This is a genomic window from Ruegeria sp. BI7 (assembly GCF_056537925.1).
This window is the reverse complement of sequence record NZ_JBQFSK010000001.1, coordinates 778,321-800,689: the sequence shown is the minus strand read 5'-3', so window position 1 is coordinate 800,689 and position 22,369 is coordinate 778,321. Positions and strand designations below refer to the sequence as shown.

Here is a 22,369-nt window from a genome sequence, read left to right as displayed (position 1 = left end):
TTATTTTAGTGAATTCTGGCGAAAAAGGTCCGATTCATGCGATATTCCGGCTTCCGAGTCATCAAAGAGGCGCTCACCGGCCACAAAGGGTGGAAACCGGTCTGGCGTGAGCCCGAACCCAAGGCGCATTACGACATCATCGTCATCGGCGGTGGTGGTCATGGGCTGGCAACAGCGCACTACCTGTCCAAGGTCTATGGTCAGCGCAATGTGGCGGTGGTCGAAAAAGGTTGGATCGGCGGCGGCAATGTGGGGCGGAACACGACGATTGTGCGCTCGAACTATATGCTGGACGGGAATGAACCGTTCTACGAGTTCTCAATGAAGCTGTGGGAAGGGCTTGAACAGGACCTGAACTACAACGCGATGATGAGCCAGCGCGGGATCATCAACCTGTTCCACACCGACGGTCAGCGAGATGCTTATACGCGGCGCGGCAATGCGATGATCCTGAACGGTGCGGACGCTGAACTGTTGGACGCTGATCAGGTTCGTAAGGAACATCCCTATCTGAATTTCGACGATGCCCGCTTTCCGATCAAAGGCGGCTTGGTTCAGCGCCGCGCGGGTACTGCTCGTCATGACGCGGTGGCATGGGGGTTTGCGCGATCGGCTGACCTGCACGGCGTCGACATCATCCAGAATTGCGAGGTCACAGGCCTGCGGATTGAGAATGGCAAATGCCTGGGCGTTGAAACGACTAAGGGCTTCATCGGCGCGAACAAAGTGGGCTGTGCGGTTGCGGGCAGTTCCGGCCGCGTGATGGGAATGGCCGGAATGCGATTGCCCATCGAGAGCCACGTTTTGCAGGCGTTTGTGTCCGAGGGTCTGAAACCAGTTCTGCCCAGTGTCATCACCTTTGGCGCGGGCCATTTCTATGTCAGCCAATCCGATAAGGGAGGGCTGGTCTTTGGCGGTGATATCGACGGCTATAACACCTACGCCCAACGCGGCAACTTGCCCGTGGTCGAGGATGTTTGTGAAGGCGGCGTGGCCCTGATGCCCATGATCGGCCGCGCCCGCCTTTTGCGAATGTGGGGCGGTGTGATGGACATGTCGATGGATGGCTCGCCCATCATCGACCGTACGCCGGTCGAGGGGCTCTATTTCAACGGCGGTTGGTGTTACGGCGGGTTCAAGGCAACCCCGGCCTCGGGCCATTGCTTTGCGCATCTGTTGGCGAAGGACGAGCCGCACCCGGTAGCCACCGCCTACCGCCTCGACCGGTTCCAGACGGGCCGGATGATCGACGAAAAAGGCGTGGGCAACCAGCCCAATCTGCACTGAGGGGACTGTACAATGATTATCAACCATCCCCTTTTGGGTCCGCGCGATGCCTCGGAATTCACCTATCTGGGTGACGCGTCGCTGATCGACCGCCCGGACTGGCAGTCTGAAAACGCAGCTGAGGCGTTCTATGAATACGGCTATGTCCGCGACAACCCGGCCGGTGAGCATCAGGAACTGTGGTATCACGAGGCCGGAGACCGATCCTGGCTGGTCGTAACGCGCAACACGCTGACGCATGAGATTTCAAAGGTGGAACTGGCCCGCGACGTGGCCCGCGCACGGGGGCGATCCAAATGACGCAGACAAACCGGCTGAATGGCGGCCAGATCGACCGCAACACCTCTTTGTCCTTCAAATTTGACGGGCGCAACTATACCGCGCATCCCGGCGATACTCTGGCCTCGGCCTTGCTGGCCAATGACGTGCGGCTGATCGGGCGGTCGTTCAAATACCATCGCCCGCGCGGGCTGCTGACCGCCGGATCCGAAGAACCCAACGGCATGGTCGAACTGCGCACCGGTGCCCGCAAGGAACCCAACACCCGCGCCACAACGATTGAAATGTTCGACGGGCTTGAGGCGAATTCGCAGAACCGCTGGCCCAGCCTGAAATTCGACGCGCTGGCCGTGAACGATATGTTCTCGAACTTCCTGTCGGCAGGGTTTTACTACAAGACCTTCATGTGGCCTGCCGCGTTCTGGGAAAAACTCTACGAACCGATGATCCGCCGCGCCGCCGGTTTGGGATCGTTGTCGCAAGAGGCTGACCCGGATGAATATGACAAAGGGTTCCGTCACTGCGATCTGCTGATCATCGGCGCTGGACCATCTGGCCTGATGGCTGCCCTGACCGCAGGACGTGCCGGGGCAGACGTTATTCTGGCGGATGAGGATTTCACCCTTGGCGGACGTCTAAACAGCGAGACCTATGCGCTGGGTGACCACAGCGCCCCGAACTGGGCGGCTCAAGCGGTTGCAGAGCTATCGTCTTTGCCCAACGTCCGACTGATGCCGCGCACCACAGTGATCGGCGCGTTCGATCATGGCGTCTATGGAGCCGTGGAGCGGACTGGGGATCATTTAGCCACCCTACCAGTGGGCAAACCCCGTCAGATCCTATGGCGTATTTACACTCAAAAAGCACTGCTTTGTGCCGGAGCCACGGAGCGCCCCATCGCGTTCGAAAACAACGACCGGCCCGGCATCATGATGGCCAGCGCATTGCGAACCTATGCCAACCGGTTCGCTGCCACCGCGTCGCAACGTGTGGCGATCTTTACCAACAATGATGACGGCCATCGCACCGCAGCCGATCTGCATGCCAAGGGCGTCACAATCACTGCCGTCGTGGATGTGCGCGAGGACGCACCTACCTGCTATGATTATGAGGTCCTGAAAGGCGCACAAGTCATTGATACCAAAGGCCGCCACGGGCTGACCTTTGTCGAGGTCGCCTTGGCTGACGGCTCAACCCGTACTCTGGAAAGCGGGGCGCTGGGCGTGTCCGGCGGCTGGAACCCGAACGTGCATATGACATGTCACCAGCGCGGACGCCCGATCTGGGATGACGCTTTGGCCGCTTTTGCGCCCGGTGATAACCTGCCCATTGGCATGTCTGTTGCCGGGGCGGCAAACGGGTTGATGTCGACACATGGCGCCCTGCAATCCGGTGCGGAAGGCGCGGCCAACGCGCTGGAACTGACAGGTGCCCTGCCCGACTTGCCCGAAGCAGAGGATGCTCCGGTCTCGCAAACGCCATTCTGGTATGTGCAAGGATGCAAGCGCGCCTGGGTGGATCAGCAGAACGACGTGACAGTCAAGGACGTCAAGCTCAGCTATCAGGAAGGGTTCCGCTCGGTCGAGCATCTGAAACGCTATACAACACTGGGCATGGCGACGGATCAGGGCAAGACCTCGAATATCACCGGCCTTGCGATCATGGCCGAGGTGGCTGGCAAATCGATCCCCGAAGTCGGAACCACCATCTTCCGCCCGCCCTATTCGCCCGTGCCGATTGGCACCTTTGCGGGCCGGATGAAGGGGCAGGAATTCCACCCGACCCGCCTGACGCCCTCGCACTATTGGGCCAAGGAACGCGGCGCGGTGTTTGTCGAGGTTGGCAACTGGCTGCGCGCGCAGTGGTTCCCCCTGCCCGGTGAAACCCATTGGCGGCAATCGGTGGACCGTGAGGTGCGTCAAACCCGCGCCTCAGTCGGGGTGTGCGATTGTACGACGCTGGGCAAGATCGACGTGCAAGGCACCGATGCGGCCGAGTTTCTGAACCGCATCTACGCCAACGGCTTTGCCAAGCTGGCGGTTGGAAAAACCCGGTACGGCCTGATGCTGCGCGAAGACGGGATGGTCATGGATGACGGCACCGCCGCGCGGATGGCCGAGGATCACTTCGTTGTCACCACAACCACGGCGAACGCTGTAAGTGTCTATCGTCACATGGAATTTGCGCGCCAGTGCCTGTATCCGAACATGGATGTGCAACTGATTTCTACCACCGAAGCCTGGGCACAATACGCCGTGGCCGGACCCAATTCGCGCAAACTGCTGCAAAAGATCGTGGACCCAGAGTTTGATCTCTCGAACGACGCCTTCCCGTTCATGGCATGCGGCAACGTCACCGTCTGCGGTGGGCTACGGGCGCGGCTGTTCCGGATCTCGTTCTCGGGCGAGCTGGCCTATGAAATCGCGGTGCCCTCACGTTATGGCGACGCGCTGATGCGGCGGCTGATGGCCGAGGGTGAGGAATTTGACGTCACCCCCTATGGCACCGAAGCGCTGGGCGTGATGCGGGTTGAAAAGGGCCATGCTGCCGGAAGTGAACTGAACGGCACCACCACGGCATTGAACCTTGGCTTGGGTAAAATGGTGTCGAAGAAGAAAGACAGCATCGGCTCGGTCCTGTCCGAACGCGAGGCTCTGGTCGAGCCGGATGTCCTGCGACTTGTCGGGATCAAACCTCTGCAACCCGAAGATAAGGTCACAGCAGGCGGGCATCTGATGAACAGCGAAGGCCCGGTCGATGCGGCGCATGATCAGGGGTATGTCACTTCGGCTGTCTACTCGCCGATCCTCAACAGCAATATCGGTCTAGGCCTTGTGAAAAACGGGGCTGAGCGGCTGGGCGAGAAAATGCGTCTGGTCTCGCCGCTGACTGACCTGACTGTCGAGGTGGAACTTGTCTCGGCCCATTTCGTCGACCCTGAAGGAGAGCGTCTACGTGCATGATCTTGTTGCGATAACCGCCCTGGGCGGGACTGACCCACACGTGGACACCGTCGGAGGTGTCACATGTACCGAAGTGCCCGGCGTGGCGCTAGCCTCGGTCGCGGCCCGAATGGGGCAGGAAGACAAAGCCGCCACTTCTCTGGCCAAGTTGATCGATGCCCCCACCCCCGATATTGGTCGCTGGGCGGGTACAACGATCAGCGCGTTCTGGGCCGGCCCCGATCAATGGATGATTGAGGCCCCCTTTGACACCCACGAAGCGCTTGCCGAACAGGTCAAAACCGCCATGGGAGATGCCGCCTCGGTCACCGAGCAAACGGACGGCTGGACGCGGTTCGACCTGAACGGAGATCATATTCCTGCGGTTCTGGAACTCCTGTGCCAGCTTGATCTGCGCAAGCTTGACCCAGGCAGCGCGGCGCGCTGTTCGATCCATCATATCGGTTGTTTTGTTCTGGGCCGTGCACCCGAGAGCTTCAGTTTCTACGGTCCACGATCCTCGGCCGGTTCACTGCATCATGCCCTTTTGACGGCGATGCGCTCGGCACTTTGATCCATCGGTCAGACCGACGGGAGCGGCGCGTTATCTTCAACGCGAAAACGGTTGATTCTGCGGCGATCTTCGCTGGGGCTTAGTCCGAAGGCCGCCCGATAATGCGTCACCAGAGGCGCGACCGAACCGTACCCGACGGCTGAGGCGATCTGGGGGATCGGGTCCTTGGTATAAACCACCATCTGCCGCGCCGCCTTCATGCGCATGGCGCGGTAATAGTGGCTGGGACTTTGACTGGTTGCCTGTTTGAAAGCCCGTTCGATCTGTCGGGGCGTCACCCCCATCTGCTGCGCCACCTCTGCCACGGAAATCGGCTCGCTCATATGCGCAGCGAACAACGCAACACTGCGGGAAACCAGAGGCGGCAGGTTATCGCCCGTGTCGGGCGCAGTTGCTCTGGGCACCTGCTGTTGAACACCGGCGCCGCGCATCATCGGGTGCTGGAACCAACAGGCGACTTCATGTGCGACGTCCCCACCCAGCCTATCCTGAATAAGATGCAATGCCAGATCAAACCCTGCCGCCGCACCCGAAACGGTTGTTCGACTCGCATCTCTGACGATCACTTCACTGCGGGCATCCATGTCAGGGAATTCAGCTTTGAACGCGGCCTCATAACACCAATGAACCGACACCGGATGACCCTGCATGACACCCGACCGAACCAACGGAAAAACACCTGCGCTGATCCCGCCCAGAACCGTCCCGTGGCGGCCTAGACTGCGCAGGGCACCGTTGCCAAAACTCGGGTTGTCGAAGACCGAAGTCGGACTGCTGAGAAGGAAAATAATGTCAATGTCCTTGCAGGCTGCCAGAGATCGCTCGGCTTCGAATCCGACACCTGCACTGGATTGGACCTTTTGGCCATTCTCGGAAATCAGCGACCAGAGGAACGCTTCTTGCCCCGCGATTTCATTGGCCGCCCGCAGCGGCTCGATCACCGAGGTCAGGCATGCCATGGGAAAGCCATCAAACAGCAAAAAGCCGATCTCGATTCTGTTTTCAGTCCGCATGGACCTGTCCTAGCAGGAAATCCGCCGTTGCCCTAAGCGAAGTTTCAAGCCCAGCGGATCAACCCGATGATGGCTGATGTTGCGTAAAACCCCTGTAGCAACAGAAATGTCCAGCGACGGTCGATTACAGCCCAGGCTGCGAACAGACCCGACGACAATAGCAGAAGCGTAAAACCCAACAACTCCGCCCCGATATTCGAGGCGATCAGCAAGGCATAGGCCATCGCCAACACGGACCCGGTGATTTCAAACACCGTAGTCAGACTGCGACGCGAGGTTTCGAGTTTTTCCATGCTTCACCCCTGTCCTGTCATGCGGTTTATCGGAGCGGGCTTAGTGATAAAAAATGTCATTTTGGGCCTTTGACGTTTTGTCTTTTCCTGTGACTAGACCAAGGTTATCATGTGACTCAAATGAATGATTGTCATTCTGTGATCTTATTTTGTCATATGGCGGCACATGAACGAACGCCTAGAAATTGACGCCCTACGCGCCTTGCTGGCCATTGCTGCACATGGTGGCGTGACCCGCGCGGCGGAACATCTGGCGTTGTCTCAATCTGCGGTCAGCCACAAAATTCGTCGGCTAGAGCAGACGTTGGATTGTAACTTGCTGGCCCGCCGCGCCGGTGGCCCCTTGTTTACCGAAGCCGGTCAACGGCTGTGCGACTATGCACGCCGGATCACTGATTTGCATGACGAAGCGTTGTCATCTTTGGGCAAGAAACCTCTGACCGGAACCATCCGCCTGGGCATGACCGAGGACACCGCCACAAGCGACATCGCCCGAATTGTGGGTCGTTTCACGCGGTTGTACCCTGACATTCGTGTCCGCACCCGCACCAGTCAAAGCCTAAACGTGCAGACCTGGTTGAAAGCCGGAGAGCTGGATGTGGCGGTGATGCAGATCTTTCGTCAGGACATTCTGCCTGACGATTTGATCCTGTTTGAAGACACGCTGCACTGGGTCAAATCGCCGGAATTTCACTTGGATTTATCCTCACCCGTGCCATTTCTATCCTTCGATAGCCAATGTTTTTACAAACAATGGGGCATGGGACGAAAGCTGCACCAGTTCGATAACGTTCTGGAGTGCCCGAGTGCGGCGGGCATCCAATCGGCGGTGCGGTCGGGTTTGGGTGTCGCATTGTTGAACGGTATGCACATCACTTCGGACATGGAAATCATCGACAAGCTATTCCCTGTCCCGCCCCGTATCGCCTTTGTCGCGCGCACGCATCTAAAGCGCCGAAACCCGGCTGCAATAGCTCTCATTCAGGAAATCCGCAAAGAGGTTGAGACCACGATGCCTGTGACCAGCGCAGGCTAAGTTAACTCGCCCCGAGGTTGAACGCTTTGGACATACGTTCCCGGCGACGTTCGATCGACTTGTGAAACGCCAACTTGCTGAACAAAACAAGCGGGAACATCACCCGTTCCCCTAGCCCGTCGATGATGACCAGCTTTCCGCCGCGTTCCTGCGCGCGGACGATGTTTTCAAACCCCATGTCACCGACAATGATCTGCCCTTTTTTGAGATCGTCCATCAGTTCCATGAACTCATCATGCAGCCGTTGGCGCGCCTCCTTGTCCGACGCAACCGCACGCTTTTCGGATTGCAGGGTCGGCGCAAGCCCACCATCTGAACCGGTCAGTTTTTCAACAACCAATGCCGGGCCTTGCGACGTCGGCGCATACCCCATGAACCGCGCGAGGCGTTCGATTTCCGGGCAGCCGCGATTCAACGCGGCCAGATATTCGTTCGCTTCTCGATTCCACTGCCGCAGATTGCCATAGCGCCAGGCCGCATATCGCGGAATCGTATGATGTCGAATAGGTTCATCCACCCGAACTTTCAACAACGCGCCTTCAATTTCAGGGTGTTGGAAAATCTTGTAGTTGCGGCTTTCGCGCAGCGGGGTGTGGCCGCTTAGGTCAATCATGTCTGTCAGGTCCCAATCATGAGAAACGTGCGCCGCAGGGGCACTTAGTGCTAAAATCAGTGCCCTTCATAGGGCGTTCTGATTTCCGTGACAATTCACCTTTGTTTCAGCCTGAACTGGCGATGACGCTTCCTGAACCTGTTTGATCAACCAGTTCCGAACCGCCTCGGCGACCTTTGCCTGTCTGGGCGTGCGTTGGGTGACGACGTGGTACCCTTCTTGCACCGGGGTTGCAAAAGAAACGGGTTGGCACAAGCGCCCGGCCTCAAGGTCCCCAGCGACAAATTCCCGGTTGGCCAGCGCGATGCCCTGCCCGGCGATTGCTGCATCGATGGCCAGCGAAGTCTGGCTGAACGCCATCGTCTTTAGCCCGGATACAGGCACCTCTCCCAAAGCGGCCTCCAGAAACAGAGGCCACTGGCCATGGGTGTCTTCGAGCAGAACATGGTTGATCAGGTCTGCAGGCGACTGAATGGGGCTATGCCCTGACGCGAGATCAGGATGGCAGACAGCGATCAACTCTGCAGAAAACAAAGGCACGGAGACCAATCCCGGACCAAACGGTGGCTTACCCTGCCGGATCGCAATATCGACCCCGTCCGTCTGGAAATTCGCCAGCGTGTTCGACGCATCCAGACGTAGCCGGATATCGGGATGATCCTGTGCGAAATACCCCAATCTCGGCACCAACCACCGTGTAGCAAAAGAAGGGGTTGAACTGATCGTGGCAACAACGTCTTGCGGTGATAAGTTCTCCGTTGCCTCGGCCATCATATCAAAAGCGCGACGGATCGGTGCAAGGTAAGCCCGACCCTCATCAGTCAGGGACAGCCCTCTGGCCTGCCTGTGGAACAGTTTGATTTGCAATATTTCCTCAAGCGACCGCACCTGTTGGGCCACAGCGCCTTGCGTGACGCCCAACTCATCAGCGGCCCGACTGAAGTTCAGATGGCGCCCGGACGCTTCAAAAGCCTTTAACGCGTTCAAGGGGGGTAAATTACGCATGGTTAGGGATTCAACACGATAGATTTTCTACAAGGTTAAGGCAGAATTACTGATTGGTCAAACGCCACCGCTGACGCCATTTTTCATCCTAAGTAGACACAATGAGGTGCAACATGTCGGACAACAAAGTCGCAATCATCATGGGCGGCGGCAGCGGCATGGGCGCGGAAAGCGCCCGTCGTTTGGCAGCTGATGGGTTCAACGTCGCCATCCTGTCATCATCGGGTAAAGGCGAAGCTTTGGCGACTGAATTGGGCGGCATCGGCTTGACCGGCACCAACAGATCCAGCGCAGACATGCAAAGGTTGGTGGACATGACCATGGACCGCTGGGGTCGCGTTGATGTGTTGGTGAATTCAGCTGGTCACGGCCCCCGCGCCCCGGTTCTTGAGATCAGTGATGACGACTGGCACGAAGGGCTTGAGGTCTATTTCCTCAACGCGGTAAGGGCCACGCGGATCATCGCCCCGATCATGATCGACCAAAAGTCCGGAGCAATCATCAACATCTCGACCTTCGCGGCGTTCGAACCCGACCCGGTGTTTCCAACGTCTGGTGTGATGCGGGCGGGTCAGGCAGCCTACACCAAATTGTTCGCGGACAAACATGCGACTGACAATGTGCGCATGAACAACGTGCTGCCGGGCTTCATTGACAGCCTGCCGGAAAACCCGGACTGGAAGGCCCGTATTCCGATGGAACGATATGGCAAGGCCTATGACGAAATCGCAGCAACCGTAGCTTTTCTAGCGTCGGACGGTGGAGCATATATCACCGGCCAGAACATCCGAGTAGACGGTGGGCTGACACGGTCGGTGTAACACCGGCGACCGCCCTGCCCCGGCTCATAACACTGTACGGTCATTTGCTGTTATCCGCCGGGCTCTGGGACTGAGCCTTTTGACCGGCCCAAAGCCCGATATCGTCGCCGTCGATAATGATCGCCAGATCCCAGAATTTTCGGATCTCTTCTTCAGCGAACTGCGCAGCCATCGGTTCATCCGGTACGCGCTCAACGCGGAAGCCGAACTGCTCAAATCCGCTGTAATCTATGCGGCTTAGAATGACCGGATACACCTCGCGCTCCAACGCAGCTGCAGCAAGAAATCTCGCTACATTGTACACTGATTTCATGGGGCTCACGATCCGAACACCGATATGCGTTGGCCCGCCCTCATCCCGCTCCCAAAGCGCAACGGAAGGAATCAGGCTCATTTCAGGAAATACAACAATCCCGTGCGGCTTGGGTCCTTGATCGCCAGAGATCAGGTCATCCAATTGAACCGGCCGTTTTGGCGTCGTTCTGCTTAGGATATCGTACCATGAAATATCTGTCATTTTCTGTACTTGGCCTCTGCAATGATTTCGGCCGCTTTCGCCGCCCCCGGTTCTGGCAATTCAATTTTATTCAATGCGGTCCGATAGACCTCCAGATCACCTTGATCCAGGCAGTCTGAAACCGTTCGCTCGAGTTTCATGAACTCTTTTTCGGTGATGATCGCGCACAGGTCACGGTCAGCCAACGCCTGGGCGCGTCGTTCCTGATTGTCCAGATACGGTGCTGATTGGGGGATCAGGATTGCCGGAATCTTATTGTAAAGGATTTCGAGAACAGAATTATATCCGGCCGCCGAAATGACCAAATCCGCGGCCAGGCAAAGGGTTGTGGCCTCAAAGGTCTGAACGACGTGAGTATTTGACCAACCGAAGGTGGCCGGCTGAACCTTACTGCCCGGCCAGGTTACGACAAGGTGCAAACAATCTGACCGGTCCTCAAGCATCCCGGAAATTGCCTGAAGTTGCGCTGACCGGTCCGACGCCACGCCGCCGCCTAACATGCTGACAACCAGATGATCAAACTCACGCCCAAACCGTTCAGCCAGCCGACCCCTAAGTCCTTGGCGTTCATCACCCGACTGAACCACATGGCGAAAGATCGGGCCAACGTTTCGAACGTGATCGCCGTAACTGTAGGTGTCGTTTAGCTCTTCAAAGGCTTCGGATGGCACTATGACCTTGTCGAATACGGCCTCACGCTGGAGCATTCTTGGCCTGGACCGCCCATCAGGCCACAACCCACGCCGTATCCAAACCGCCGACAAGTTGCGCTCAAGGATCGTTCGGTAGACGGAATCAAAGACATAGCCGCCGTCAAACACCAACCTGTCATTTTCCTGCAGCGCTGCGCCAAGTCGGCGGTAAGTCAGGATATCGTTGCCATTAAAGTTGGCTGATACTTCAGTCCGCTGAACCAGAGGGATACTGTCCATGCCTTCGCGGCGCACAAGTGGAACGCAGCTGGGAAAGGCCGCAAAAATCGGGGCCACATCATCCGGCAATTCTTTGGCAATGATAGCGCATCGCTGAGCGTGCCCCAATCCAACCCCGTTGGTTGGAAAAAACACTGTTCGCTGTGCCGTTCGAATAGGTTCCCGTTTTTGGGGCTTTAGGTCTGCTGCCTTTTCCAAACGGGAAATGTCCACCGAATGCAGCCACTGGGATTTTGTCGCCTGTTCAGCCACCCCGGCAAGGTTTTCAAGTATCTTTCCTGTGAGGTACCCGTCCAGCGCAAGCGGCGTTTTAGGCCCGATCAAAGCCGGGGCGCCAGAGGACACAATGGCCTCATCATCCGTGCAATCTATCGCGACCCCAGCAGTGGCGATCAGTTCGACTGCAAGCGCGGCCATGCGAACCCCGGCGACACCATGACCAAACATCACTAAGACGTCTGTCGTATTTGCCAGGATGCGGGCTGAAAGATCTGTATACAGAATGGTAGGCAAATCGTAGAAGGGCGACTCATTGATCACCTTGTTCTGCGCCCCGTTGACGATAAGTTGCAGAGTATAGTCACTGCGATTGCTCATCCGGGCCAAGCAAGAGAGCGTCTCGGGCGCGTCAAGTTCCATGGACCCCAAGACCACGGCAACATTTGGCTTTTCGACCGCAGAACGGGCCGTTGGCCGAATGTCGGCGACCAAGGGACAGGCCGCCGAAGGTAGCATCAAGCGCGGCTGGAAGTCCGCAAGGTCCAACACCGTGGCTTCACGCCCAAGGGCATATGCCAGACGCGCCTTTGCACCGATATAACTTTGCTGCGTTTCGAAACGGCCCGTGGCAACCACTGGTACGTTTGCCGCCAGTTGCCTTTGCCGCAGGGACGCAAGAAGAAGATCATCAATCTCCTCGGCGCCAAGCACAAATACCCTTTCGACCTCATGCTCGCCCGGATCGACCAAAAACTTGGCAGCATCGTAAACCCGGCCGCGACCCGCGTCTTTCGGCAAGTATTCGGCATCGATACACACGTTGAAACCGCGTGCGGTCAGCTGATCGGCAAAGATCAATTGCGCATCAAAGGTCCGCAGCGAGCGCGTGCCGGCCTCGATAAAAATCATTTCATAACCCCGCTGTCTGCGGTCAGGACATTTGACAACATTGCCCTGAAACTCTCTGCCGAATAACGCTCCAGCACCTTTTGCGACCGTGAGACCTGTTCATGATATCGTTGCGGGTCAGCGACCAGATCAGATATGACCCGGTCCACGTCGCCCGGATGACACGTAAGGACACCATCGCCGAAATTTGCCCCGGTTTCCGGATTGGTAAGAACCACTTTGCCAGCGGCCAGCGCTTCGGTCACGACGCGACCAAAGCTCTCTTGCCAGGTCGGCGCTGTAAAATAGACGTAGAAATCGATCATTCCAAAGAACTCGTCCACACTAATGGCGTCAAAAGGCAGCAAGGTCCAATGGGCCCGAAGAATACCCGCGTTCAGCATGGCATCAGCACCCAGAATTACATTGCTTTGAGAATGCTCGGGAAAGCACATGTCGAGGTCGGAAAGCGATGGGAACTTTTCAAACCCCGGTCGTGAATGCCTGCCCCGACGGTCCTGTGGCTTTTCGCACGGAAGACTTACATCCGTATGGCAGATGTTGAACCAGTCGGTGTCCCGAACCCTCCACTGCCTTGCCAAGCGCGAGCTGTCCAACCAATCGTTCACGGTCTTGCGATTATGGGGTGAAATCGGTGCCAGGGTTCGCCTCAGCACAAAAGATGACGCCTCAATCTGGTTCAGGCAGCCGGAAACGTCGAACCCTTCCTCGCCGCCCGGACGCAAGAAATTTTCATGCGTCACCACGATCAGATCACGGGCAAAAATTTTGGTGTTCAGTGCCTCGTTGAACTTTAGAAACGATGGATTGTGCAGGATCACGTAATCTGCACTAATACGCGGTACATCCCAAATCAGCGGGATATGCAATTGGTCCAACACCTGCCGCAGTGCCGGCGCAACATATTGATTTTCACCAAAAGTTCGCGAAGTTATCGCGTGCACCTCTAGCGTTCCAAAGTCCACAGCCACCCGCAGTTCGGCCGCAACCGCTGCTGACGTTCCACCGGAAAACCGCGATTCAATGATGTAGGCGATCTTTGGACGCGCTGAGCAATTGATGGCCTCAAGCGCCGACATAAGCTTTAATGCGCCAGCTCGTTGTCGGTCGCAGCAGCCGCGGTACCGGCTGTCGGTCCGGCGGTATAGCCAAAATTCAAAGTGCCCGTGGACGCGGCCTCGTAAAAGCTGCGCAATTCGACCGACAGTTCATCGGTTCCGGTCAGCAATCCGGGATTTCTTTCCAGATACGAGCGTAGCGCCTGGGTGTCGTTGGCCGACAAGAGTTGATCGATGGCAAGGAGATGCTCAAGCGTGATCTCAGCGCGCGCATCCTGCGCCGTCGTCAGAAATAGTAGCGCGGTTACTATGCCAATAAGTCTGCTTTCAGTCATTTTACAAAAACCCGTCGATACTTTTTAACTTTTCACAATTCAACTTAGTCCTTCGCACTTACCCTATAATAGCGCCATTAGTTTGTCGTTGTCCTGAGTTTTTTCAGAACCTGACTTTTAAGGCGGTTAACCGGGCTACTTTGGGTTGTGGACCGGCGGCTTTTCTTGGCCACCCGTTTGACCGGAGCTTGCCCAAGACCTTCGCCGGCCAAATACAATTCGATCACCCCAGTGGGTGTTTTGGATTTCGATCCAGTGAAATCGCGCAACAAGGCGCCTGCGTCCTTAGCAAGGGCGGCAGCTTTGGCCGCATCCTGTCTGTGATAAAACCGCACATTGGATTGGGATACTTTGTAACCAACGCGCGCCGTTCCGCTAAGTTCATGCCCCGTCGTTGTTAATTCAGCAACAAATGAGTCCACAGCATCATTGGGAATCTTGTTTGGCGCGTAGAGCCTGAATGACGCGCCGCCACCACTTGCACTCGGATTCGATGGCTTGGCATCTTCGCCCGGTAGCGCCGCAATATCCTCGGCAGGCAATGCCGCGGGCGTGGCCGAATCCAGCGGGTTTGGCATCTGTTTCAAAGTAAGCGCCTGTGGGATTGGCGGGCTAAGCGCCACGTCTTCCAGCAGGATCGAAGGATCAGATGAAACGACTTTCAAAAGACGCTCAGCAGGATTACCCGCCAAAGGACGATCTGGCTGAGGTTCCTGGATCCGAATTGACGGCAACTGGTGATCTTCTGCGGCTTCCAAAGCCACCGGAGATTGCAACGACACAAGCTGTGAAGACACGCTGGGCGCGCGCTGCGGGGGAATGATCTGCTCGATCGAAATCGTCAAAGGATCAATTTCTGTGGAAAACTCATCCACCAAGGCAATCCGCGTGGCGAAAAGCTCTGGTTCAAGTTCATAAGGCAGAAAACTCGGGTTTGCCTCTTGTTTTGGTAGGTCACCAGCCCGACCCACCGGCAACAGCGGTGGTTCAAGCGCCGCAACAAATGACAAAACGCTAGGCGGCACGCTTGAGGTGCTGGGCTCAACAACCTCGGTGCTAGAAGAAACAGTAGTCGTACGCCGCGAGGGCGGGATCGGGTCAATCGAAATCGCCACTGGATCAAAGCCTGCCGAAACTTCGTCCAGCAAAGCGATCGACGTAGTAAAAAACTCTGGTTCGAACTCATAAGGCAGGAAACTGGGATTAGCCTCTCGTCTCGGCAAATAGCCAGCGCCGCCTACCGGTAGTAACGGTGGTTCAAGCGTCGGAACATACGACAGAACGCTAGGGGCCAGACTTGGAGTGCCGGGCTCAACGATCTCGGCCGTTTCCGCCAACTCGGACTGAAGGGGCGCTGATGAGGCAAGACTGCTCAAATCCTGCGTCTCTTCCAATTCTGCGCCGGATGACGACGGCAATGATGACGCGTCGAACAAATCGGCGGAAATGACAGCTTCGCCCCCTGCTCCACTCGGCACATCAGGTTGCGATGGTCCGGTTTGGCCAAAATCGTCTGCCGCTGTACCATCAGTAGACCCAATAGCCGCGCTTTCAATCGGGTTCGATACACCCAATCCGAACAAAGTCAGAAATATCGAAGACGAAGCAACCACACCGATGGTGCATCCAAGGGCCACCAAGCTCCACCTGATCCTGCGCCGCGTCCGTTGGTGATCTTTCAGCTGTTGCAGGAGCTTTTTGGACAGGCGATGATCAACTTCCTCGGAAGACAGTATTAAACTTAACTCTGCCCTCGTCAGCGCGCTTAAGGACGCGTCTTCGCTGACCAGAGCGTCATCAGACGGGCCCGGCCTCCCTGCGTCCTTTTCTTCCAGAACGCTCTTGGCTGTTGCTTGGTCTGGTTTAGCAGCTGCACGATCAGTCTGTTCACGATTGGTCGGCTTGTCTTTCTGTCTGGGTGTCCGTGTAGAGGTTGCTTTGTCTCCGCCTTGCAGATCTCCCTGACGAGCCTCAGGACTACTGGGGTCTGCTTTTTTCGACTCGGCTGCACGACGGGCAAGCACTTCATTTCTTTTGTGTCTTGCTTCCTCGACCTGAGCGGACCATGGCTTTTGCATGCTTTGGGCACGCTCATTTGTGGTTGATTGGTTGGTCCTACGGCGAACCGGTTTGGGTTGTTGACCCTCTTTGTTTTGCTGCGCAGGCGCCGAAAGGTTTTTCTCTCGTTCTACCCGCGCTTTTTCAAGCACCTTCTGCCACTCGGGGGATTGCACAAAATCATAAATATCCGCCGTTTGATTGGCAGTTTTCTTGGCAACTTTAGGTCGAGTTCTTGGGCCGTTAGCCTTTGTCATAAATTCCCCCGACTGGCCGCCGAAACAGGCCCTAATTTATTGTAAATTCGACAAACCGATTACGCCTTAGCGCCGTAAATTCTAAAAGATTATGTTTAAACTATAAAAAGATGGCCACTCGAAAACAAGTCGACCGAACCCGCAATCGCCCTGTCACATAGGCAATTGGCCTTGTGAAATGGGTTCTCAGGTATCCGAAACCGTCCACCAAAGCGCCATTGTTGCCTAGTGTTCCAAAAATTTTGTTCCAATTCCAATTTCAAGCTAAGCTGTGGAAAATTGGTGGGGGCCACAGGGCCACTCTGGTCGCACTGTCGGAGGAACTTAGCTAAACGCATGGATTTTAATGGAAGATATCCAGAACCATCCGGACCTATTTACTCTGATTGATCACCCCGATCCTGCGTGTGGCAACATGGTCGTGGTGGACTGGACGCTCGGGAATTCGTGCAGCTATGCGTGCAGTTATTGCCCAAAGGCTTTGCACGACGGTTCGCTTGAGTGGCAGAAAACCGATGACGTTCTGAAACTGTACCGTCAATTAAATCGACACTATGTGGATGAATTAGGCAAGATTGTCTGGCTGCAGTTTACAGGCGGCGAACCCACAATGCATCCTCGCATCATTGATCTGCTAGGTCATGCGTCCGATATAGGGTTCAAGGTCAGCCTGATCAGCAATGCGTCGCGCACACTTCGGTTTTGGGAGATGATCAACAGCCGCCTGAACAGCGTTATCCTGACCTATCATGCCGAATTTGCGGAGCTGAGCCATTTTATCCAAGTGGCGGGTACGATGACTGACCGTATCACCGTTCATATCAACGTGACGATGCATCCAGATCGTTTTGATCAGACGCTTGAAGATGCGCGAGAATTACGCGCGGCGCTGCCCACCGCTTCGATTTCCTTGAAACCGTTGCGGAAAGATTTCGGAGTGCAGCTGTACGACTACACCGACGACCAGTTGCAGGTTCTCGCAATGGGTTTGCCCTCGGACAGGGCCCCGGTTGGTGAAGAACCTCGATCAGTGATGCGCGCAACCACGCGGTCGGGCCACACTGAGATACTCCGCCCCAATGACTTCCTTCTTAGGGATATGAACCGCTGGCGTGGATATAAATGCAACGTAGGGCTTGAATCCCTTCGGGTCCGGGGGAATGGCGAAATCTTCCGGGGCGTCTGCGGCGTTGGGGGCAAAATAGGGACTCTCGGCGACGTGCTTGACCTGCCTCGCGGTCAAATTCGATGCACAAAAGACGCATGCTCTTGTCTGGCCGACATCCTGATCCGTAAGGAGATGTAACTTCCGCGCAATTAATAGGTCAAAGTTCAAATGCGAAAATCAGGTAAGGATGGCGGAGAGACAGGGATTCGAACCCTGGAGACGGTTTCCCGCCTACACACTTTCCAGGCGTGCGCCTTCGACCACTCGGCCACCTCTCCGTGCGCGCGATATTTGGACCATCGCCGAGGGATTTGCAAGGGGCGATTAAAGCGAAAATTCAACCTTCCGCAGTTCCGCCACAGACCCCGTTACAGCTCGTCCCCATCACCGTCTGCAAGATCGGCCTCGGTCATGTCCGCAGGCTTGGAAGACAGGGGTTCGGTAGGTGTTTTTTCCGTTGCAGGTTCGGTTTCTTGCGCAGGCCCCTGCCCTCGCAGCGTCTCAGGATTGCGCAGCCAGACATCGCGCTGCGCGAAGGGGATTTCAATACCTTCTTCGACAAACCGGCGATTGATCTCGTGGTTCATATCCGATTTCACCGAAAGCACCCAGTTCACGTCGCGCAAGATGGCGCGAATTTCAAAATCCAGCGAATCCGCACCAAAGCCCTGAAACACCACGCTGGGCGCTGGATGCGCCAGAACCATCGGATGGGAATTGGCAATCTCACCTAAAATCTTCTCGACCACGCGGGTATCCGTGCCGTAGGCCACGCCCACCGGCACGATAACACGCCCGATCGTGTTGCCCCGCGTGTAGTTCGTCACCACCCCGCTGATCAGGTCCGAGTTGGGAACGATCACATCGGTACGATCAAACGTCTCAATCCGCGTAGACCGCACCGAGATATCGCGCACATAACCCATCATCCCATTCACATCGATCCAGTCCCCCTTTGAAATCGGACGTTCAACCAACAAGATGATGCCCGAGACGAAGTTCGACACGATGGTCTGCAGACCAAAACCGATACCAACCGACAAGGCACCCGCGACAATGGCTAGCGAGGATAGATCAAATCCCGCCAACATGATGGCCACCAGCGCGGCCAGGAAAATCCCCACATAACCGGTGCCAGCAGTAATAGCGTTCTGACCGCCCGGATCGATACTGGTTTTGGGAAGCAACGAATTCCGCAGCCCGCTTTGCAGCAGCCGGGTCAGTCCGTAGCCGATGACAAACACGATCAGGAAGGTAAAGAAGTTTCTGGGCGAAATCGTAACGCCGCCAATGTCAAAACCAAGCAGCAAACGCGACCAGACTTCAAGCAAGTCAGTCTTTCGTGCGCCCCAATACAGCGCCAGAACCGGCAAGGTCAGAATGGCGATTATAAACCCGGCCAACACCGAAAACAGTGAGTCCCGCGCCGACTCACCTTGCCCGCTGAGCCAGCCGTAAACCGAGGTGATAAAGCGATGAAAGATCGTCAAAGCCGCAAACAGAACCAGCGTTTTCACCGCCGGGAAAACGATCCCCTCGGCTGCGTTGGTATATCCAATAGCCGCCAAAATTGGGCTCGCGATCCCCAGCAAAAAAATCGCCTTGCGCAGAAAGTCCATCAGCTGGGTCAGCCCGGCACTTCGCGGCGTTTCACCAGATTGCCCATCTTCGGCTTCCGGTTTTGAGGTCTGAATCCGGCGGATACGCAGAAGAACCAGCGCGGTTCCCACTACCACAGGAAAGCTGATAACGGCCCGGGTCGCGTCCGAAATGTTTTCGATCTGATCAAACAGCAGCCCGAATTCGTACACGATCAGGAAGATCGCCAGAATATCCAAGTATACCCGCAACTGCGTGACACTCTTGCGGGATAGCCGGTTAAAGTTCTGTGCCGCCTGCGAGATGTGAACCTGACGCCCGATCCAGTCGTAATAAAAGATAATCGCGGCCCAATAAGGAACATTCTGGATTAATAGCGTTCCGCGCAATCCCGGCAGGCCAGTCATGATGATCGCCTGAACCAGCAACCAGACACCCAGCCATGGCAGCAGAATCCGCAGCAGTGAAACCAGAAACGACCACACGCCGCTGCCCCGGCCGCCCAACTGCCGCAGATATTCACCGGCAGCCTCGGACCAGTAACGCCCGTAATACAGCAAAACCCCCGCAGCGACGGTTAGGAAGAAAATGCCCAGCCCGCGCTCTTTCAGGTGTTTTTGAACGATTTTGGTTTTCAGGTTCAGCGCAGATTCATTGATCAGGCCTCGCACGGCCTCGACAATATCGACCCAGGCTGGGCCCCAATAGACAGGGTTAAGCGGCGATACACCGCGTTCTAAAAGCTCTTTTGTCTGCCGCTCGCGCAACAGGCTGTCTATCTCGCTGATCAGGCCGTTGGCGCGGCTGAACGCTTCTTCCGAGATGATTTGCGGCACCTGCAGGCTGGTCAGTTGGTTTTCCAGATGCTCGCGAAGCTTGGCAATCTCTTCGGGTTCGGTCGCATCCCCTTCGGGGGCTGGCCCCAACGCCTTGATCTGCGCGTCCAGCGTCTGGATACGGTCGGTATTGGCGCCACGTGCCTTGTTGAAATCCTCACGATAGTTGTGGATTTCAGCCCGCAGGTTTTCCAATGCCGCGTTTGACGTGCGATCGGATTCGATATCCTTCTCGGCGCGATCCGCCGTCTCAAGCCAGTTCTGGTAATATTCGCTTTGCCGATCAGTCAACTGGGCGGCAACGGGGCCGCCCAGCATGGCAAAACAAACCAGAAGAAACGCAAGAAACAGGCGAACCTGCCGCAGCATCATACGTCCTCGAATACGCCGGGAATGCTGCGCGGGGCTTCGGTCATCCAATCCGGCACCGGCAGTTCTTTTTCGCGCAGGAATTCAGGGTTGAACAGCTTGGACTGATACCGCGTGCCAAAGTCACACAGGATCGTCACGATGGTGTGGCCTGGCCCCAGATCCTTGGCCAGACGCACCGCACCCGCCATGTTGATCGCGGTCGACCCACCCATGACCAGACCCTCCTCGCGCAGCAGATCAAAGATGTATGGCAGCGCCTCGTTATCGGTCATCTGGTACGAGAAGTCTGGCTTGAACCCTTCAAGGTTCTTGGTAATGCGCACTTGACCGATACCTTCGGCGATCGAGCTGCCCTCCATAGCGATTTCACCAGTGGTGTAGTACGAGTATAGTCCTGCCCCCATCGGATCGACCAAAGCGATCTTGACGCCCTTGGGCTGCAACGCGTCGGCCACGCCGGCCAGCGTACCACCCGAGCCTACTGCACTGACAAAGCCATCGACTTTGCCGCCCGTCTGCTCCCAAATTTCGGGGCCGGTGGTTTCCACATGGGCCTGACGGTTGGCAACGTTGTCGAACTGGTTGGCCCAGATGGCGCCATTGGGTTCAGTCTGCGCCAGTTCCTCGGCCAGACGGCGCGAATAATGCACAAAGTTGTTGGGGTTGCGGTAAGGGGCGGCCGGAACCTGAACCAGTTGCGCGCCCGCCAGACGCAGCATGTCTTTCTTTTCCTCGGATTGGGTTTCCGGGATCACGATCACCGTTTTGAACCCCATCGACGCGCCCACCAATGCAAGGCCAATACCGGTGTTACCGGCCGTGCCTTCGACAATGGTTCCGCCGGGCTTCAGCTCACCGCGCGCAATTGCGTCCTTGATGATGTAGAGCGCTGCGCGATCCTTGACCGATTGCCCCGGGTTCATGAACTCGGCCTTCCCGAGAATCTCGCAACCGGTCTCTTCACTGATGCGCTTCAACCGGATCAGCGGTGTTTTCCCGACTGCGTCGGCAAGGTCTCGTGCAATGCGCATGGCGCCCTCATTTCATTACGTATCAACGAAGATTTACAGATGCCGTGCGACAACCACAAGCGGCGATAGTTAACCACGCAAACGATCGCGATGCCGGGCCAGCCAATTTGCCATCATCAACAGGGGCAAATCCTTGAATTCGTTGTTGTCGACCTTTTGAAGGAACGCGTCATATGGCAGGATTTGTGTGCGAATATCCTCACCTTCCGTAGCAACTCCACCATTGTCGATGGTCCGGGTCAAATCAGCCAACCCAACATAAAGATAGACATACTCGGTCGATGACCCGCTCGAGGAGTAGGCACCGCCTGCATATTCCAAGGCGTTCAGCGACACCTGCGCCTCTTCCTGCACTTCGCGGTGGGCGGCCTGATCCGGCGTTTCACCGGGGTCGATCATGCCTGCTACCGGCTCCCACATCCACGGTTCGGGATCGTCGATCAGAAAAACCGGCGCGCGGAATTGTTCAACCAAAAGAACAGTGTCGCGCACCGGGTCATAAGGCAGAACAACGACGGCGGCCCCCTGCATCAATCCGCTCCGGTGCAGCACGGGACCCATCGTTCCGTCATGCTGGCGGTGCTGCACATCCAATTCTTCCACACCGAAATAATTGACATAGGCCCGCCGATGGCTTTGCACGATCACATCTTTTGCGACGTCACGCGGATCGCCCGTCTGGCGTTTTCGCGCAGCCAGCTTAGCCCAAGCCCGGGTGCGGATCGGCGCAAAGTTACGAGCGATCGTGGTTGCGCCGACCTTACCGTAATAGGCCAGCTCTTCTTGTGCAGCCAGCAAGGTCACTTCGGACCATTCATCAACCCAGGCCTGCAACGACCACGGCTTGTCTGGTGTCCACAACTCGGGTTCGGGAAAGAACACACTAGCCTCGGCGCGTGAGCCGTCAGCAACGTCCACACCGTGCGGGCTGAGGTCATAGTCGAACCCACCTTCGTAAAAAGCCAATCGTTTCAGGTCTTCGGGGCTGAAACCCTGAACCAGCAACCCCATGGCCTGACTGCCCTTTTCTGGAACAATCATCGGGAAGGCCTGGCCTGCCACGCCATAAACCGCATGGTCCGGCAAACTGGCCTGAGATATTTTTATTTGTGACAGCGGGTGGCCAAGCACACATTCCAGCAGCGGCAAATGCCTGAGCGTGCCGTAAAAAAACAAATCGGACACTAGAGTAAAGCTCGTCTGAATTCTGGTGAG

General features: G+C 56.5%; 19 protein-coding genes and 1 tRNA gene. 7 read left to right on the top strand and 13 right to left on the bottom strand.

The window, feature by feature from the left end:
- Positions 1-36: 36 nt before the first annotated feature.
- From ACR0JB_RS03960 to ACR0JB_RS03945, 4 genes are read left to right on the top strand one after another with little or no spacing between them, the layout of a single operon-like run.
- A complete protein-coding gene (locus ACR0JB_RS03960; RefSeq protein WP_170348499.1) occupies positions 37-1,287 on the top strand; it encodes a sarcosine oxidase subunit beta family protein in 1,251 nt (416 codons plus the stop codon).
- A gap of 12 nt (positions 1,288-1,299) precedes the next feature.
- On the top strand, positions 1,300-1,587 hold the full coding sequence (locus tag ACR0JB_RS03955; RefSeq protein WP_170393802.1) for a sarcosine oxidase subunit delta: 288 nt from the start codon (positions 1,300-1,302) through the stop codon (positions 1,585-1,587).
- Positions 1,584-4,529, top strand: coding sequence for a sarcosine oxidase subunit alpha family protein (locus tag ACR0JB_RS03950; RefSeq protein WP_480789692.1), 2,946 nt, complete (start codon positions 1,584-1,586; stop codon positions 4,527-4,529). The genes ACR0JB_RS03955 and ACR0JB_RS03950 overlap by 4 nt, the downstream gene beginning before the upstream one ends.
- Positions 4,522-5,082, top strand: coding sequence for a sarcosine oxidase subunit gamma (locus ACR0JB_RS03945; protein ID WP_170393798.1), 561 nt, complete (start codon positions 4,522-4,524; stop codon positions 5,080-5,082). Before ACR0JB_RS03950 ends, ACR0JB_RS03945 begins: the two co-directional genes overlap by 8 nt.
- Before the next feature lie 8 nt (positions 5,083-5,090).
- Here the strand turns inward: ACR0JB_RS03945 and ACR0JB_RS03940 are convergent, their stop codons facing one another.
- Together ACR0JB_RS03940 and ACR0JB_RS03935 are read right to left on the bottom strand one after the other, a co-directional pair.
- Positions 5,091-6,095, bottom strand: coding sequence for a GlxA family transcriptional regulator (locus ACR0JB_RS03940; protein WP_170393796.1), 1,005 nt, complete (start codon positions 6,093-6,095; stop codon positions 5,091-5,093).
- A gap of 44 nt (positions 6,096-6,139) precedes the next feature.
- Positions 6,140-6,388, bottom strand: a complete 249-nt coding sequence (locus ACR0JB_RS03935; RefSeq protein ID WP_170393794.1) for a hypothetical protein — start codon at positions 6,386-6,388, stop codon at positions 6,140-6,142.
- A 166-nt stretch (positions 6,389-6,554) separates the two neighbouring features.
- Between ACR0JB_RS03935 and ACR0JB_RS03930 the strand changes: the two genes are divergently transcribed.
- Entirely contained in the window at positions 6,555-7,424 is an 870-nt protein-coding gene (locus ACR0JB_RS03930) for a LysR family transcriptional regulator (protein ID WP_480789691.1), read from the top strand.
- Position 7,425: 1 nt separating this feature from the next.
- On the opposite strand, the gene ACR0JB_RS03925 is transcribed toward ACR0JB_RS03930, so the two are convergent.
- Positions 7,426-8,037 carry a YrbL family protein gene (locus ACR0JB_RS03925; protein WP_170393790.1) on the bottom strand — a complete coding sequence of 204 codons (612 nt, stop codon included), beginning with the start codon at positions 8,035-8,037 and terminating at the stop codon, positions 7,426-7,428.
- A 66-nt stretch (positions 8,038-8,103) separates the two neighbouring features.
- Positions 8,104-9,042 carry a transcriptional regulator GcvA gene (gcvA, locus tag ACR0JB_RS03920; protein ID WP_170393788.1) on the bottom strand — a complete coding sequence of 313 codons (939 nt, stop codon included), beginning with the start codon at positions 9,040-9,042 and terminating at the stop codon, positions 8,104-8,106.
- 113 nt (positions 9,043-9,155) lie between these two features.
- Here gcvA and ACR0JB_RS03915 point away from each other — a divergent pair, with 113 nt between their 5' ends.
- Complete coding sequence (locus tag ACR0JB_RS03915) at positions 9,156-9,863, top strand: SDR family oxidoreductase (protein WP_170393786.1); 708 nt, start codon at positions 9,156-9,158, stop codon at positions 9,861-9,863.
- Between the two features lie 40 nt (positions 9,864-9,903).
- Here ACR0JB_RS03915 and ACR0JB_RS03910 read toward each other — a convergent pair whose 3' ends face one another.
- The 5 genes from ACR0JB_RS03910 to ACR0JB_RS03890 form a co-directional block, all read right to left on the bottom strand.
- On the bottom strand, positions 9,904-10,380 hold the full coding sequence (locus tag ACR0JB_RS03910) for a hypothetical protein (RefSeq protein WP_170393784.1): 477 nt from the start codon (positions 10,378-10,380) through the stop codon (positions 9,904-9,906).
- Complete coding sequence (locus tag ACR0JB_RS03905) at positions 10,377-12,440, bottom strand: glycosyltransferase (protein WP_480789690.1); 2,064 nt, start codon at positions 12,438-12,440, stop codon at positions 10,377-10,379. Before ACR0JB_RS03905 ends, ACR0JB_RS03910 begins: the two co-directional genes overlap by 4 nt.
- Positions 12,437-13,519, bottom strand: coding sequence for a hypothetical protein (locus ACR0JB_RS03900; RefSeq protein WP_480789689.1), 1,083 nt, complete (start codon positions 13,517-13,519; stop codon positions 12,437-12,439). The genes ACR0JB_RS03905 and ACR0JB_RS03900 overlap by 4 nt, the downstream gene beginning before the upstream one ends.
- 5 nt (positions 13,520-13,524) lie before the next feature.
- A complete protein-coding gene (locus ACR0JB_RS03895) occupies positions 13,525-13,833 on the bottom strand; it encodes a hypothetical protein (protein WP_170348487.1) in 309 nt (102 codons plus the stop codon).
- A gap of 77 nt (positions 13,834-13,910) precedes the next feature.
- Entirely contained in the window at positions 13,911-15,470 is a 1,560-nt protein-coding gene (locus ACR0JB_RS03890) for a hypothetical protein (protein ID WP_170505078.1), read from the bottom strand.
- A 1,024-nt stretch (positions 15,471-16,494) separates the two neighbouring features.
- Here ACR0JB_RS03890 and ACR0JB_RS03885 point away from each other — a divergent pair.
- A complete protein-coding gene (locus tag ACR0JB_RS03885) occupies positions 16,495-17,454 on the top strand; it encodes a radical SAM protein (protein ID WP_170393777.1) in 960 nt (319 codons plus the stop codon).
- Positions 17,455-17,504: 50 nt separating this feature from the next.
- On the opposite strand, the gene ACR0JB_RS03880 is transcribed toward ACR0JB_RS03885, so the two are convergent.
- The 4 genes from ACR0JB_RS03880 to ACR0JB_RS03865 all read right to left on the bottom strand — a co-directional run bounded on the left by ACR0JB_RS03880 (position 17,505) and on the right by ACR0JB_RS03865 (position 22,339).
- A tRNA-Ser gene (locus tag ACR0JB_RS03880) sits at positions 17,505-17,594 on the bottom strand.
- Positions 17,595-17,684: 90 nt separating this feature from the next.
- A complete protein-coding gene (locus ACR0JB_RS03875; RefSeq protein WP_480643721.1) occupies positions 17,685-20,120 on the bottom strand; it encodes a DUF3772 domain-containing protein in 2,436 nt (811 codons plus the stop codon).
- Positions 20,120-21,154, bottom strand: a complete 1,035-nt coding sequence (locus tag ACR0JB_RS03870; RefSeq protein WP_170348483.1) for a cysteine synthase A — start codon at positions 21,152-21,154, stop codon at positions 20,120-20,122. Before ACR0JB_RS03870 ends, ACR0JB_RS03875 begins: the two co-directional genes overlap by 1 nt.
- Positions 21,155-21,223: 69 nt before the next feature.
- The gene (locus tag ACR0JB_RS03865) at positions 21,224-22,339 is read right to left on the bottom strand and encodes an NUDIX domain-containing protein (RefSeq protein ID WP_170393773.1); all 1,116 of its coding nucleotides are present in this window, start codon (positions 22,337-22,339) and stop codon (positions 21,224-21,226) included.
- Positions 22,340-22,369: the final 30 nt, after the last annotated feature.

Bases quoted from the DNA above. Each gene is read 5' to 3' on its own strand.
- ACR0JB_RS03875 (WP_480643721.1), bottom strand. From the start codon at position 20,120: ATGCTGCGGCAGGTTCGCCTGTTTCTTGCGTTTCTTCTGGTTTGTTTT.
- ACR0JB_RS03915 (WP_170393786.1), top strand. From the start codon at position 9,156: ATGTCGGACAACAAAGTCGCAATCATCATGGGCGGCGGCAGCGGCATG.
- ACR0JB_RS03905 (WP_480789690.1), bottom strand. From the start codon at position 12,440: ATGATTTTTATCGAGGCCGGCACGCGCTCGCTGCGGACCTTTGATGCG.
- ACR0JB_RS03960 (WP_170348499.1), top strand. From the start codon at position 37: ATGCGATATTCCGGCTTCCGAGTCATCAAAGAGGCGCTCACCGGCCAC.
- ACR0JB_RS03895 (WP_170348487.1), bottom strand. From the start codon at position 13,833: ATGACTGAAAGCAGACTTATTGGCATAGTAACCGCGCTACTATTTCTG.
- ACR0JB_RS03910 (WP_170393784.1), bottom strand. From the start codon at position 10,380: ATGACAGATATTTCATGGTACGATATCCTAAGCAGAACGACGCCAAAA.
- ACR0JB_RS03885 (WP_170393777.1), top strand. From the start codon at position 16,495: ATGGAAGATATCCAGAACCATCCGGACCTATTTACTCTGATTGATCAC.
- ACR0JB_RS03950 (WP_480789692.1), top strand. From the start codon at position 1,584: ATGACGCAGACAAACCGGCTGAATGGCGGCCAGATCGACCGCAACACC.
- ACR0JB_RS03930 (WP_480789691.1), top strand. From the start codon at position 6,555: ATGAACGAACGCCTAGAAATTGACGCCCTACGCGCCTTGCTGGCCATT.
- ACR0JB_RS03935 (WP_170393794.1), bottom strand. From the start codon at position 6,388: ATGGAAAAACTCGAAACCTCGCGTCGCAGTCTGACTACGGTGTTTGAA.
- ACR0JB_RS03940 (WP_170393796.1), bottom strand. From the start codon at position 6,095: ATGCGGACTGAAAACAGAATCGAGATCGGCTTTTTGCTGTTTGATGGC.
- ACR0JB_RS03900 (WP_480789689.1), bottom strand. From the start codon at position 13,519: ATGTCGGCGCTTGAGGCCATCAATTGCTCAGCGCGTCCAAAGATCGCC.
- ACR0JB_RS03925 (WP_170393790.1), bottom strand. From the start codon at position 8,037: ATGATTGACCTAAGCGGCCACACCCCGCTGCGCGAAAGCCGCAACTAC.
- gcvA (WP_170393788.1), bottom strand. From the start codon at position 9,042: ATGCGTAATTTACCCCCCTTGAACGCGTTAAAGGCTTTTGAAGCGTCC.
- ACR0JB_RS03955 (WP_170393802.1), top strand. From the start codon at position 1,300: ATGATTATCAACCATCCCCTTTTGGGTCCGCGCGATGCCTCGGAATTC.
- ACR0JB_RS03870 (WP_170348483.1), bottom strand. From the start codon at position 21,154: ATGCGCATTGCACGAGACCTTGCCGACGCAGTCGGGAAAACACCGCTG.